Consider the following 11,479-nt stretch of genomic DNA (forward strand, 5'->3'; position numbering starts at 1 on the left):
AAAACAAGGAGCCTGTATGCAGTGTCAGATTCGCCGCGCCCTGCCGGTCGATGCCCAAGCCATCAGCAAGGTGGTGATTGCCGCCTTGCAGGAATCCAACGCCCGGGACTATTCCCCCGAGGTGATCGCCCAGGTAGAGCAGAACTTCTGCCCGACTTCGATCATGGCGCTGATGAAACAACGCCAAATGTATGTGGCAGTGGTTGAACAGCATGTGGTGGGTACGGCCAGCCTCGATCAGGCGGTGGTGCGTAGCGTTTTTGTCAGCCCGCGCCATCAGGGGCGCGGTATTGGTCAGCAATTGATGGCCCGCCTTATGGAGGCAGCCATTGCCGCGCAGGTCGAAGAGCTGAGGGTGCCCTCCTCGCTGACCGCTGAATCGTTCTACGCACAACTGGGTTTTCACTCCGTGCGCGATGAGTTTCACGGTGCCGAACGCACCGTGATTATGGCGCTGCGGCTGGACGCTTAAATCGTAGCGCAGCTATGCTGAGCCCCATGACTCCCATAGCAGCGACTCGCTCACCCTGCCCACCCGGCGCCTGCATCTGCGAGCGGGAACAACTGTTGGCGACACCGGATACCGACCTGCGCATTTTCAGCCTGACCCGCCAGGCCGAAAAGGTGCTGCTGGAGCGACTGGAGAATATTCAAAGCCTCAGCGATCTGGAACACATGCAGCGCCGCATGCACGAGCAACTGGGGATTGAGGTGCAGATTGACCCGGGGTTTAACGAAGTTCGCACCATGCGCGGTATTTCAATCCGCCTTGTCGAGCAGCCGGGGTTGTGCCGAAAAACCCGGCAGGCCATTCCCGCCGCCATTCGCCGAGCCCTGGAGAAACGCCCGGAAATTGCCTACAAGTTGCTGGACGGTCACGACTTGCTGCGCGACACCTGAATCGGTTCAGATAAGGACTTTTAGCCATTAAAAGGCCATAATATGCAGCCTATGAACAAATTTGCTTGCCATAACCCGAATCGCTGCCCTATAAGCGCGTCTTTTATATTACAAGAGTCTTATCAATGAGTGCCGGATTCACCGAGGACGACATGCGCAGAGCGCTCGGCCTTGATATACCTGCTGCCCCTGTTCAACCTGAAGTTGAACCTGCCCCTGCAAAAACCACCCCAATCCCGAAGAAAGCTCCGGCACCTGCCAAGGCTCAGTCACCTGTGCCGAAAAAGCGCAGTGGCCCGGTTCTTCGCGTCACCATGCGTGTGACGAAGGTCTTTGACGGCGAAGAAGCCCAGTTTGTGCACGACTCCAAGGATTTGAGCCGATTCAACGCTGAGCAAGAGGCCAAAAAAGCCCTGGCCAAAGCCGGCTTCAAATACTTCGAGCTTGAGTCTATCGTTTCAGTGGACTGACTTCGCACTGGCGGTCAGCCATCGACCGCCCGCTTTAGCGCCCCATCCAAGGAGCCCGAACATGCAATCGCAACCCCTGAACGCCAGCGACTTTGACGTGCTCGAAAACACGCTGCTCAAATACGGCGACGATCACTCTGTGCTCAACCCTTCGGAGCTGGACGGCTACTTCACGGCTCTGGTGTCGAGCCCGACTCGAGTGGACATCGCCGAATGGTTCCCGGCGATCTGGGGCGGCCAGAATCCGGCCTGGCAAACCCCGGAAGAAGCCAAGCAGTTCATCGAGTTGAGCGTTCGCCACATCAATACCCTTGCACGGCAACTGGCCGAGGACAGCGCTGCATTTTCACCGCGCTTCGAACAGACCGAGCATCTGGGTCAAGACGTGACGCTGGCTGAAGAATGGTGCTTCGGTTACACCCGTGCAGTCGCTATCTGCAACTGGCCGGCATTGCCTCTGCCGCAAGCGAACCTTCTGCAAGCCATTGCCGAATGCGCCGAGCAGGACAACTTTGAACTGCCTGAAGACCTGGACGTAGCGGCTCATCAGCACAGTGTTGCCGCCATTGCACCAGCGGCACGTGCACTGCATGACTTCTGGTTAAGCCAGCGCTGATCACCCGATCAAACTCAGATCCAGTGTGGGAGCGGGCTTGCTCGCGATGGCGCCACTTCGGTTTATCCAAAAACCGAGGTGATGCTATCGCGAGCAAGCCCGCTCCCACAGAGATTCACCTCTCCCTCGCGGACAAAGCCCCATGACCACCCTTACCTACTTCGATACTCCGGTCAGCGAGCCGATCAACAGCCAGATTCTGCAGATCGTCGTCGACCACCTCACCGACATCAGCGCCATGGAAATCGCGCCGAGCAATCTGCTGTACAGCATCTACCAATATGCAATTGGTTTTGAAGTGCACCTTTATCTGCAAGCACTCGACGGCTCCAAGGGGATTGCGGTTGAGCTGATTGTGGCGACCGACGCTCAAGACCCGGAAAAAGTGACCGGCTTCGCCCTCTACCTGCCCGTCAAGGATGATCCGCATGCTTGCGGCATCGCGTACATGGCCGAACTGGCCAGCCATCGTCATTTGGGTGTAACCCAGGCAATGGTGCAGGAAGTGGTGCGCCGTTACCCCCATACCGAACTGACCTGCAGCGTGACCAAAGTGCCGGCATTTGAAGCCATGGGCCTGCAAGTCATCGGTACCCGTGGCCCCCAAGTGTTGATGAACACCCGTGATCACAGCACCGACGGCCTGACGGGCGTACTCGATGTCGCAGCGATCTACAACTCCACCGAAGTGCGCCAGATCCATACCTACCTGCTGCAACGCAACGGCAAGAAGGCAATGCTCGACGCCGAGAAAAAGCGCGACCGCCAGATCGATCAGCTGACCGCCAGGGCAAAAGCCTTTGTGGCCCAGGCAAAAGACTAACAAGCCGAAATAACGCATCATGGGGGTATTACGTTTAGAGGGAACCTATATGCGTACTCACTTAACCCTGGCCCGTCTTGGTGCCTTGACCCTGGGGCTGGCGTTCAGCGTTCCGGCCCTCGCCAGCGAAGAATCGCAATTGATCGATTCGATCAACGCGTATCGCAGCCAGATCCAGTTGTGCGCAGGCCAGGCTTCGCAAGAGTTGCCGCCGCTGTCCGCTGATACCCGGCTGATACTGCCCGCCAGCAGCTTCGGCGACTTGCAGCAAGCCCTTGGCCGGGCGGCATACCCGATGGTAAACGTACAGGCGATCAATCTCTCCGGCCCCCGTGATGCGCAGGCCGCCATGAAAGCGGTGCAGGAAAGCTTCTGCCGCGTGGTGCTGGACCCGCAGTTCGTCGATATCGGCGTCAGCCATGACCAGCGCGAATGGCGCATCGTCCTGGCCCGCCCTCTGCTGGCGGCACGCTTGGGTGACTGGCAGGCCGAAGGCCAGAAAGTCCTTGAGATGCTCAACAGCGCCCGCAACCAGCCCCGTCAATGCGGCACACAGGCCTTTGCCCCGGCCGGACCGCTGACCTGGAATGCCACCCTGGCAACCTCCGCTGAAGCCCATTCGCGGGATATGGCCAATAACAACTATTTTGACCACAAGGGGCGCGACGGCTCGACACCAGGCGACCGTGCTGAACTGGCGGGCTATATCGCCCAGCAGATCGGCGAAAATATCGCGGCCGGGCAAGACACCACGCGCAAACTGGTCGACGGCTGGCTGGCCAGCCCTGGCCACTGCGCCAACGTAATGAACCCTGAGTTTCGCGAGCTCGGCGCAGCCTACGCGGTAGACCCCAAAAGTGACGCAGGCATTTACTGGACGGCCTTGTTCGGCACGCAGTAAGGGCCGATACCCGGTGCGTATGGTGCGAGGCGAATGTAGGAGGGGGTAGTGCGAGGTAAAGCAGCCCCACCCGAACAGCGTCGGGTGGGGCCGTTTTTTTTACAGCGCCATGTCAGCCGCTGGGTTGCTTGGCGCAGGCTTGGCCGGCGCGGCAGCAGGGGCTGCAGTGTGAGTTGCAGCCGGGATCGCCGGCGGCGGAGTCAATTGCAGGACTTCAGCTGTGTAGGCCCACTCTTGAGCAACGCGATCAGGATCACCGTTCAGCTTGGTGCCATAGCTCGGCACGATCTGGTGCAGCTTGGCTTGCCACTCTGGCGTCGCAACCTTGTCCTTGAACACGGTTTCGAGCACGGTCAGCATGATCGGTGCAGCGGTGGATGCACCAGGCGATGCGCCCAACAGACCTGCGATGCTGCCGTCTTTGGCGCTGACAATCTCGGTACCGAGTTTCAGCACGCCGCCCTTCTCTTCATCACGCTTGATGATCTGAACACGCTGACCGGCTTGCCACAGGCGCCAGTCTTCAGATTTAGCGTTCGGGAAGTACTCTTTCAAAGCATTGAAGCGATCTTCGTCAGACAGCATCAGTTGGCCAGCCAGGTACTCAACCAGTGGGTACTGTTCGATGCCGACTTTGGTCATTGGCCAGATGTTGTGGGTCGTGGTGCTGGTCAGCAGGTCGAAGTACGAGCCTTCCTTGAGGAACTTGGTAGAGAAGGTCGCGAACGGGCCAAACAGGATCACGCGCTTGCCATCCAGCACGCGGGTGTCCAGGTGAGGAACCGACATCGGCGGTGCGCCAACCGATGCTTTACCGTAGGCCTTGGCCAGGTGCTGCTGAGCAACGGTAGGGTTTTCGGTGACCAGGAACGAGCCGCCAACCGGGAAGCCTGCGTATTCCTTGGCTTCAGGAATGCCGGACTTCTGCAGCAAGTGCAGAGCACCACCGCCTGCGCCAATGAATACGAACTTGGCATCAGTCTCGGTTTTGGTGCCGTCTTTCAGGTTTTTGTACACCACACGCCATGAACCATCTTCATTGCGCTTGATGTCTTCAACTTCGCTCGACAATTTGAGCGAGAATTGAGGCTTGGTTTGCAGGTAAGCCACGAACTGGCGCGTGATTTCGCCGAAGTTCACGTCAGTACCGATCGGAGACCAGGTGGCCGCGACTTTTTGAGCCGGGTCACGCCCTTCCATCATCAGCGGAACCCACTTCTTGATCTGCACCGGGTCTTCGGAGTATTCCATGCCCGCGAACAGAGGGCTGGCCTGCAGGGCCTCGTAGCGCTTCTTCAGGAACTTGATGTTGTCATCGCCCCACACAAAGCTCATGTGCGGAGTGGAGTTGATGAACGAACGCGGGTCTTTCAGAACGCCGTTCTTGACCTGCCAGGACCAGAACTGACGCGACACCTGGAAAGCTTCATTGATTTCAATGGCCTTCGGGATTTCAACGTTGCCGTTCTTGTCTTCTGGCGTGTAGTTCAACTCGGCCAGGGCCGAGTGACCGGTACCGGCGTTGTTCCAGCCGTTGGAGCTTTCCTGGGCAACGCCATCGAGACGTTCAATCATCTCCATGGACATGCCAGGTTCCAGCTCATTGAGCCAGACACCCAGAGTAGCGCTCATGATGCCGCCGCCAATCAGCAGTACATCCACCTGTTTAGGCTCGGCAGCGTGCACGGAGGTAATCCCCATGGTCAGCGCCAGGCCCAGTAGCCCCTTGTTCACTTTTTTAAACATGTTGTAGTACCTAAGATAAAACGCCATCCACCCGACACGCAGAGCATGAAATTCTTCGACTCACCACAGGCTTGTCGCCTGCGATCGAACCGATTCTCAAACCTTGAACGGGCAGATATATAAGGCCTGTGCACGTTACAGACCTCACTTTATGCACCTTGGGCGCTGATCTCTTGTTGGTTTTGGCTTCAGCTGCTTGGGTAACATTTTTTGTGCAGCACTTGCGGCTCCTTGATGCCCGGCCTGCTCACAGCTCCTTCCGGGGAACGTGTGTGGATACGACGATCCAGGGCGGCCAGCCGACTTGCTGCGTCATTCTACCTCAGGTGGCACTTTGGGCGAAGCGGCAGTCGCTGCAGTGACCGAGCCCCGAGGTCAGGTATAATCGCGCTTTTGCTCCGCCCATCAACAGGATTCACCCATGTCTTTAAGCAAGCGCACCCAGGCACAGATCGAACGTCGTCTGATCACCACCCTGACCGAGGCCTGTGAAACAGCCAAATCACAGATTCCGGGGTTTGTCTGGCTGACTCATGTGGTCGACTACGAGGCCTTCCCGGCCAGCCTCAAGGTGGTCTGGGTGTTCGATACACAAGCCAGTAAAGACTTCGCCCTGGCCGATGGCGAGGCCAGTTATATGGGTGAACTGACGGCCCGGGCATTGGCTGATGCCCAGGTGAAGGTGCGTAATGGCTCGGCCCACGTATTTTTCGATTCTGAAGAAGAATGCCAGCGCAGCTGTGGCGGCAACTGGCCAAAGCGTCTGGCCCAAAAGCAGACGGGGCGCAACTGATTGGCTAAAGACATTGAAAATCCGTGCATAGCCGTGTGCCAGTTGAGTGGCGATCTCTGCGTGAGTTGCGGGCGTACCAAGGAAGACATCCGCAAGTGGCGGAGCATGAAGCGTCCGGAAAAAATGGCCGCCGTGCAACGCGCCAGCGCCCGGCTCAAGAGCTTGCGCAAAAAGAACAGCTAAGCCTTTACGCCAGATACTTGCCGAACCAATCCAGCGTCCTGCCCCAGGCCAATGTCGCCGCGGCCTCATCGTAGCGGGGCGTTGAATCGTTATGAAAGCCGTGGTTTACCCCCGGGTAGACATGCCCTGCATAATTTTTGCCATTGGCCTTAAGCGCCTGTTCGAAGACCGGCCACCCTTCGTTGATTCGCGTGTCCAGCCCGGCGTACTGAAGCATGAGTGGCGCCTGGATGCGGCTGACCTCATCGGCAGCGGCCTGGCGCCCGTAAAACGATACCGCCGCCCCCAGCTCCGGATAGGCCACCGCAGCCGCGTTGGCCACCCCACCGCCATAGCAGAACCCGGTAATCCCTACTTTTCCGGTCGTCGCGTCGTGCTGCATCAGCCATTCCACTGCGGCAAAAAAGTCGTTCATCAACTTGGTGGGATCGACCGTTTGTTGCAATGCCAACCCTTGCGCGTCATTGCCCGGGTAGCCGCCCACTGAGGTCAGGCCATCGGGTGCGAGGGCGATATACCCCGCTTTGGCCAGCCGCCTGGCGACATCTTCGATATAGGGGTTGAGCCCGCGATTTTCATGAACCACCACCACAGCTGGCAACTTGCCCTGCGCCTTGGCAAGACGCACGAGATAGCCGCGAACCTGGCCGTTGCCCTTCGGAGATGGATACATGACGTACTCGGCCACGATATCCGGGTCGGTAAAAGAGACCTGTTCGGCGAGCGCGTAATCAGGGCTTAGCGCAGCCAGCACGCTAAGCGCTGAACCACCCAGGGTGAACAACGCGGCACGATCCAGGAACTCGCGACGGTTGATCTTGCCGTGGGCGTAGTAGTCATAGAGCTCAAGCAACTCAGGGGCAAAGTCTTTCGCGGTAAGACGAGTCATCAGTGCACTTCCTATGGCCGGTTGCGTTTAACCATAGAGCAATTTGTAGCTAAATGCGTCTCAGAACTTTTACCTGATCCTGTGGGATACCATACGCGCCATGCCCGATGCATGTCGGGCTCCAACGCTTCGACTACACAACCTGAAGGGGTATCAAACGGTGAGAATTGCACTTGTGCTGCTGTTGAGCGCGCTGTCCATGCAGGCCTTCGCGGCGAATATCGGCGAGCGCCTGACGCCCTGGACCCTGCAGGACCAGCATGACCAACCCTACACCCTGGACACTCAAACCCGGGTTCTGCTGGTAGCACGCAACATGGACGGTTCCAAACTGGTCAAGGCTGCACTGGAAAACGAGGCCAAGGGCTATCTGGAAGCGCGCAACGTGGTGTTCCTGGCCGATGTACAGCGCATGCCCTCGCTGATCGGCAAGTTCATCGCCATCCCGGCCATGCGTGACTACAGCTATCGTGTGGTCCTGGACCGCGATGGCAGTATTGCCGCCAACTACCCGGGCGCCGAAGAGAAGGTGCTGTGGCTGCAACTGGACAATGGCACGCTGGTTTCCCAGCAAGAGTTCGCGACCGCTGAGGAGTTGCGTGGGGCGCTGGAAAAACTCCCGGTTCAATAAAGTTTCGGGGCTCAGCCGTCTCGGCTTCGAGCCCCCTCCTCCCGCCTCACTCTTGAGCGCTGTTCACCACCACCAGCAGTTGGGCCTGCTGCTCGCCCACCGAACGAATACGGTGCGGTTTCTGCGCGTTGAAATGCAAGGCATCCCCGCGATTGAGCAACACACGCTCGTTCATGAAGTCCACTTCGACCTGCCCCTCGTGGACAAACAGAAACTCCTCGCCCATGTGCTCCTTGAAGGCTTTGTCAATGAAATCGGCCGGCGGATAAATCATGAACGGCAGCATGCTGCGCTCCCCCACCTGATGGGCCAGCACGGCGTACCCCAGGCTCTGGTCATTGGCTGCCAATGACTGACGCTCATCGCTGCGTATCAGGCTGTAGCTGTCGAGCTGGACGTTTTCTTCGCTGAACAACTCTTCGACCTTCACATTCAGCGCTTTGGCCAGCTTCAAGGCTGCCGCAATCGACGGCGTATTAAGGCCGCGCTCGATTTTCGACAGATAACTCTTGGTCATGCCGGATTTTTCAGCCAAGGACTCCAGGCTCATCCCCAGTTTTTTTCTTAGCAATTTCAATCGGATAGACATAAAAAACGGTCAGCTCACAAAAAAGGAAACGACTCATGCTTGCCAATGACACAAAGTGTCATATAGGATCTTTCGTGTCATTTGCATTCACCCATGCCCTCCCCAGAGATGAGTGACAGCGAACTCGACGCTTAATGAACGCATCAGAGGACACCTCTATGAGCAAGACACTAGCACTCCCCAAAGACCAATTGGTCAAGCAGGCACTGCAACAGATGCAACAAACCCTGGCGGATAATACGTGGACTGACCGGCAAAAGCTGGCACTGACCTGCCGTATTTTGTTCGAGAACGGTCATGACTCGGGCCTGGCCGGGCAAATTACCGCTCGTGGCCCGCAACCCGGCACTTACTACACCCAGCAGTTAGGGCTCGGTTTCGATGAGATCAGCGCAGGTAACCTGTTGTTGGTCAATGAGGACCTGGAAGTGCTCGAAGGCCACGGCATGCCCAATCCGGCCAACCGTTTCCACAGTTGGGTGTACCGCGCCCGTCCGGACGTAAACTGCATCATTCACACCCATCCCACCCATGTCAGTGCGTTGTCGATGCTGGAGGTTCCACTGCAGATTTCGCACATGGATCTGTGCCCCCTGTATGACGATTGCGCGTTTCTCGAAGGCTGGCCGGGTGTTCCGGTGGGCAATGAAGAAGGCGAACTGATTGCCGGTGCGCTGGGCAAAAAACGGGCGGTGCTGCTTTCCCATCACGGCCAATTGTCGACCGGCGCCAGCATTGAAGAAGCGTGCGTGATTGCGCAGTTGATCGAGCGGGCCGCCAAACTGCAATTGCTGGCCATGGCCGCAGGTGAAATCAAGCCGATCCAGCCTGAACTGGGCCGCGAAGCCCACGACTGGATTGCCAGGCCCAAACGCCACACTGCCGCCTTCAACTATTACGTCCGGCAAAACCTTCGTCGTCATGCCGATTGCCTGAACTGACCCCCCTCTTCTCAAGGACATCGACATGTCGACCCCTGATATCCACGGCATCATCGGCTACACCATCACCCCATTTTCCGCTGACGGCGAACACTTGGACCTGGATGCTCTGGGGCAATCCATAGACCGCCTCGTCGACAGCGGCGTACATGCCATCGCGCCATTGGGCAGCACGGGCGAAGGCGCCTACCTGAGTGACCTTGAATGGGACCGGGTGTGCGAATTCAGCATCCAGCACGTGGCCAAACGAGTCCCGACCGTCGTCAGCGTTTCAGATTTGACCACCGCCAAAGCCGTACGCCGTGCGCGCTTTGCCCAGGCCCAGGGTGCCGATGTGGTCATGGTGCTGCCTGCGTCTTACTGGAGACTCAGCGAAGCGGAAATTCTTGCCCACTACCAGGCCATCGGCAGCAGTATCCAGGTGCCGATCATGCTCTATAACAACCCGGCCACCAGCGGCACGGACATGTCGCCCGAGCTGATCCTGCGGATCTTCAACGCCGTTGAGAACGTCACCATGGTCAAGGAGAGCACGGGGGACATCCAGCGCATGCACCGCCTGCACGTGCTGGGCGAGGGGCAGGTGCCGTTTTACAACGGCTGCAATCCTCTGGCACTGGAAGCCTTTGCCGCAGGCGCAAAGGGCTGGTGCACCGCAGCCCCCAACTTGATAGCGCCCCTTAACCTTGAGTTGTACGCGGCCATTCTGACCAATGATCTGGAGCGGGCACGGGCGTTGTTTTACCGCCAGTTACCCCTGCTGGATTTCATCCTCAAGGGCGGCTTACCAGCAACCATCAAGGCCGGCTTGCGCAACACCGGACTGGAAGTCGGCAACCCGCGCTTGCCGGTTTCGCCACTGGACGATGGCGCCTGCAAACAGCTTGAACGTCTGATCGCCGCCTTGAGCTAATGAGTCCGGTATTTTTCTGAGTTTATGTAGTGTCCGTTCGCAGCCTCGCTCCGCGAGGCGGCGGCTACGAAATCTCTTCCAGCACTTGCAGGGTTGATGGCACACAACATCCAACACCAGCGGCACCGCTCTTTTGGTGATCACGATTCGTGATCACGGCATCACCATATACGATTGGCACTCAAGGCCGGCAGGGGTTGAAAGTGGCGGCATTGCCCCACTCATAAATCCAATTCAAGGAGGCACCCATGCCCCAATCCCTGCCAACCCTGTGCGGTTCGATCATGGGGTCGCCGTTTTCCCTCTCCGCAAAAATTCACAATGCGGCCTATGCCGCGCTCGGTCTGGACTACACCTTTGTGTGCTTTGGCGTAGAAGACCCGGTGGCCGCCGTCGCGGCCATCCGGGCCTTGGGTATACGCGGCATGAACGTGTCCATGCCTTACAAAACCGCCGTGATGGCTCATCTGGATGTGATTGACGAGTCCGCCCACGTGATTGGCGCAGTCAACACCATCAATAACATCGACGGCGTGCTTACTGGCTACAACACCGACTATCTGGGCGCAGTGCGTGCCCTGCAGGAAGTCAGCGAACTGAACAACAGGCGCATTGCCGTGATCGGTGCCGGTGGCGCTGCCCGGGCCGTGGTTTACGGCTGCCTGCAAGCGGCGGCCCGGGTCACGGTGTTTAACCGCAGCCGCGAGCGCGGCAAGGCATTGACCGAGGATTTGGGGGCTCGATGGGGCGGCAGCGTCGATGCATTTGCAGCCCAGGATTTCGACATCGTCATCAACGCGACGTCCGTGGGGTTCAAGCAGCCGGACAGCAACCCGCTGGACGGCCTGCTGGCCAGCCACCTGATTGTCATGGACGTGGCGTTCATGCCCATGCAGACCGCCCTGCTGCTGCAAGCGGCAGCGCTGGGCTGCCGCACGGTTAGCGGCACACGCATGCTGGTGCACCAGGCATGTCGACAAATCGAGTTGTACACCGAACACGATGCACCCATCGACGTCATGGAGCAGGCCATGCTCCACGAAATACAGAGACTGAAATTGTAAGTAACCCTGCTGCCTATCGA

15 protein-coding genes are annotated in these 11,479 nt (G+C 58.3%); 12 read left to right on the plus strand and 3 right to left on the minus strand.

Annotation, left to right across the window (positions count from 1 at the left end; translation table 11 throughout):
* The first annotated feature begins 16 nt into the window (after positions 1–16).
* From V6P94_RS17665 to V6P94_RS17690, 6 genes are all read left to right on the plus strand, one after another.
* Complete coding sequence (locus V6P94_RS17665; RefSeq protein WP_326397761.1) at positions 17–472, plus strand: GNAT family N-acetyltransferase; 456 nt, start codon at positions 17–19, stop codon at positions 470–472.
* 26 nt (positions 473–498) lie between these two features.
* The gene (locus tag V6P94_RS17670; RefSeq protein ID WP_322149496.1) at positions 499–900 is read left to right on the plus strand and encodes a hypothetical protein; all 402 of its coding nucleotides are present in this window, start codon (positions 499–501) and stop codon (positions 898–900) included.
* A 125-nt stretch (positions 901–1,025) separates the two neighbouring features.
* Positions 1,026–1,370: a hypothetical protein gene (locus V6P94_RS17675; protein ID WP_338647938.1), complete on the plus strand. Its 345-nt coding sequence runs from the start codon at positions 1,026–1,028 to the stop codon at positions 1,368–1,370.
* Between the two features lie 61 nt (positions 1,371–1,431).
* Positions 1,432–1,986, plus strand: coding sequence for a UPF0149 family protein (locus V6P94_RS17680; RefSeq protein WP_046808643.1), 555 nt, complete (start codon positions 1,432–1,434; stop codon positions 1,984–1,986).
* Between the two features lie 142 nt (positions 1,987–2,128).
* Entirely contained in the window at positions 2,129–2,809 is a 681-nt protein-coding gene (locus tag V6P94_RS17685) for a GNAT family N-acetyltransferase (protein ID WP_338647941.1), read from the plus strand.
* A gap of 49 nt (positions 2,810–2,858) precedes the next feature.
* Entirely contained in the window at positions 2,859–3,710 is an 852-nt protein-coding gene (locus tag V6P94_RS17690; protein ID WP_019828428.1) for a CAP domain-containing protein, read from the plus strand.
* Between the two features lie 99 nt (positions 3,711–3,809).
* Here the strand turns inward: V6P94_RS17690 and mqo are convergent, their stop codons facing one another.
* Positions 3,810–5,456 (minus strand): malate dehydrogenase (quinone), encoded by a 1,647-nt coding sequence (gene mqo, locus V6P94_RS17695; protein WP_019828430.1) that lies wholly within the window; start codon positions 5,454–5,456, stop codon positions 3,810–3,812.
* A gap of 421 nt (positions 5,457–5,877) precedes the next feature.
* On the opposite strand from mqo, the gene V6P94_RS17700 reads away from it, so the two are divergent.
* Entirely contained in the window at positions 5,878–6,249 is a 372-nt protein-coding gene (locus V6P94_RS17700; protein WP_019828432.1) for a hypothetical protein, read from the plus strand.
* Entirely contained in the window at positions 6,250–6,432 is a 183-nt protein-coding gene (locus V6P94_RS17705) for a DUF1289 domain-containing protein (RefSeq protein WP_046808641.1), read from the plus strand.
* Between the two features lie 4 nt (positions 6,433–6,436).
* Here V6P94_RS17705 and yghX read toward each other — a convergent pair whose 3' ends face one another.
* Entirely contained in the window at positions 6,437–7,321 is an 885-nt protein-coding gene (yghX, locus tag V6P94_RS17710; RefSeq protein WP_338647946.1) for a YghX family hydrolase, read from the minus strand.
* 160 nt (positions 7,322–7,481) lie between these two features.
* Here yghX and V6P94_RS17715 point away from each other — a divergent pair, with 160 nt between their 5' ends.
* Positions 7,482–7,952, plus strand: coding sequence for a hypothetical protein (locus V6P94_RS17715; protein ID WP_037032692.1), 471 nt, complete (start codon positions 7,482–7,484; stop codon positions 7,950–7,952).
* A gap of 46 nt (positions 7,953–7,998) precedes the next feature.
* Here V6P94_RS17715 and V6P94_RS17720 read toward each other — a convergent pair whose 3' ends face one another.
* Positions 7,999–8,541 (minus strand): helix-turn-helix domain-containing protein, encoded by a 543-nt coding sequence (locus V6P94_RS17720; protein WP_019828436.1) that lies wholly within the window; start codon positions 8,539–8,541, stop codon positions 7,999–8,001.
* Between the two features lie 158 nt (positions 8,542–8,699).
* Between V6P94_RS17720 and V6P94_RS17725 the strand changes: the two genes are divergently transcribed.
* From V6P94_RS17725 to aroE, 3 genes are all read left to right on the plus strand, one after another.
* Positions 8,700–9,482 carry an aldolase gene (locus V6P94_RS17725; RefSeq protein WP_019828438.1) on the plus strand — a complete coding sequence of 261 codons (783 nt, stop codon included), beginning with the start codon at positions 8,700–8,702 and terminating at the stop codon, positions 9,480–9,482.
* A 25-nt stretch (positions 9,483–9,507) separates the two neighbouring features.
* Complete coding sequence (locus V6P94_RS17730) at positions 9,508–10,395, plus strand: dihydrodipicolinate synthase family protein (RefSeq protein WP_326397758.1); 888 nt, start codon at positions 9,508–9,510, stop codon at positions 10,393–10,395.
* Positions 10,396–10,643: 248 nt separating this feature from the next.
* The gene (aroE, locus tag V6P94_RS17735) at positions 10,644–11,459 is read left to right on the plus strand and encodes a shikimate dehydrogenase (protein ID WP_338647950.1); all 816 of its coding nucleotides are present in this window, start codon (positions 10,644–10,646) and stop codon (positions 11,457–11,459) included.
* The last annotated feature ends 20 nt before the right edge of the window (positions 11,460–11,479 follow it).

It is taken from the genome of Pseudomonas sp. ML2-2023-3 (assembly GCF_037055275.1).
Classification (GTDB): domain Bacteria; phylum Pseudomonadota; class Gammaproteobacteria; order Pseudomonadales; family Pseudomonadaceae; genus Aquipseudomonas.

Excerpts from the sequence above, each read along its gene's own strand:
- V6P94_RS17665 (WP_326397761.1), top strand. The coding sequence starts at position 17 with ATGCAGTGTCAGATTCGCCGCGCCCTGCCGGTCGATGCCCAAGCCATC.
- V6P94_RS17670 (WP_322149496.1), top strand. The coding sequence starts at position 499 with ATGACTCCCATAGCAGCGACTCGCTCACCCTGCCCACCCGGCGCCTGC.
- V6P94_RS17675 (WP_338647938.1), top strand. The coding sequence starts at position 1,026 with ATGAGTGCCGGATTCACCGAGGACGACATGCGCAGAGCGCTCGGCCTT.
- V6P94_RS17680 (WP_046808643.1), top strand. The coding sequence starts at position 1,432 with ATGCAATCGCAACCCCTGAACGCCAGCGACTTTGACGTGCTCGAAAAC.
- V6P94_RS17685 (WP_338647941.1), top strand. The coding sequence starts at position 2,129 with ATGACCACCCTTACCTACTTCGATACTCCGGTCAGCGAGCCGATCAAC.
- V6P94_RS17690 (WP_019828428.1), top strand. The coding sequence starts at position 2,859 with ATGCGTACTCACTTAACCCTGGCCCGTCTTGGTGCCTTGACCCTGGGG.
- mqo (WP_019828430.1), bottom strand. The coding sequence starts at position 5,456 with ATGTTTAAAAAAGTGAACAAGGGGCTACTGGGCCTGGCGCTGACCATG.
- V6P94_RS17700 (WP_019828432.1), top strand. The coding sequence starts at position 5,878 with ATGTCTTTAAGCAAGCGCACCCAGGCACAGATCGAACGTCGTCTGATC.
- yghX (WP_338647946.1), bottom strand. The coding sequence starts at position 7,321 with ATGACTCGTCTTACCGCGAAAGACTTTGCCCCTGAGTTGCTTGAGCTC.
- V6P94_RS17720 (WP_019828436.1), bottom strand. The coding sequence starts at position 8,541 with ATGTCTATCCGATTGAAATTGCTAAGAAAAAAACTGGGGATGAGCCTG.
- V6P94_RS17725 (WP_019828438.1), top strand. The coding sequence starts at position 8,700 with ATGAGCAAGACACTAGCACTCCCCAAAGACCAATTGGTCAAGCAGGCA.
- V6P94_RS17730 (WP_326397758.1), top strand. The coding sequence starts at position 9,508 with ATGTCGACCCCTGATATCCACGGCATCATCGGCTACACCATCACCCCA.
- aroE (WP_338647950.1), top strand. The coding sequence starts at position 10,644 with ATGCCCCAATCCCTGCCAACCCTGTGCGGTTCGATCATGGGGTCGCCG.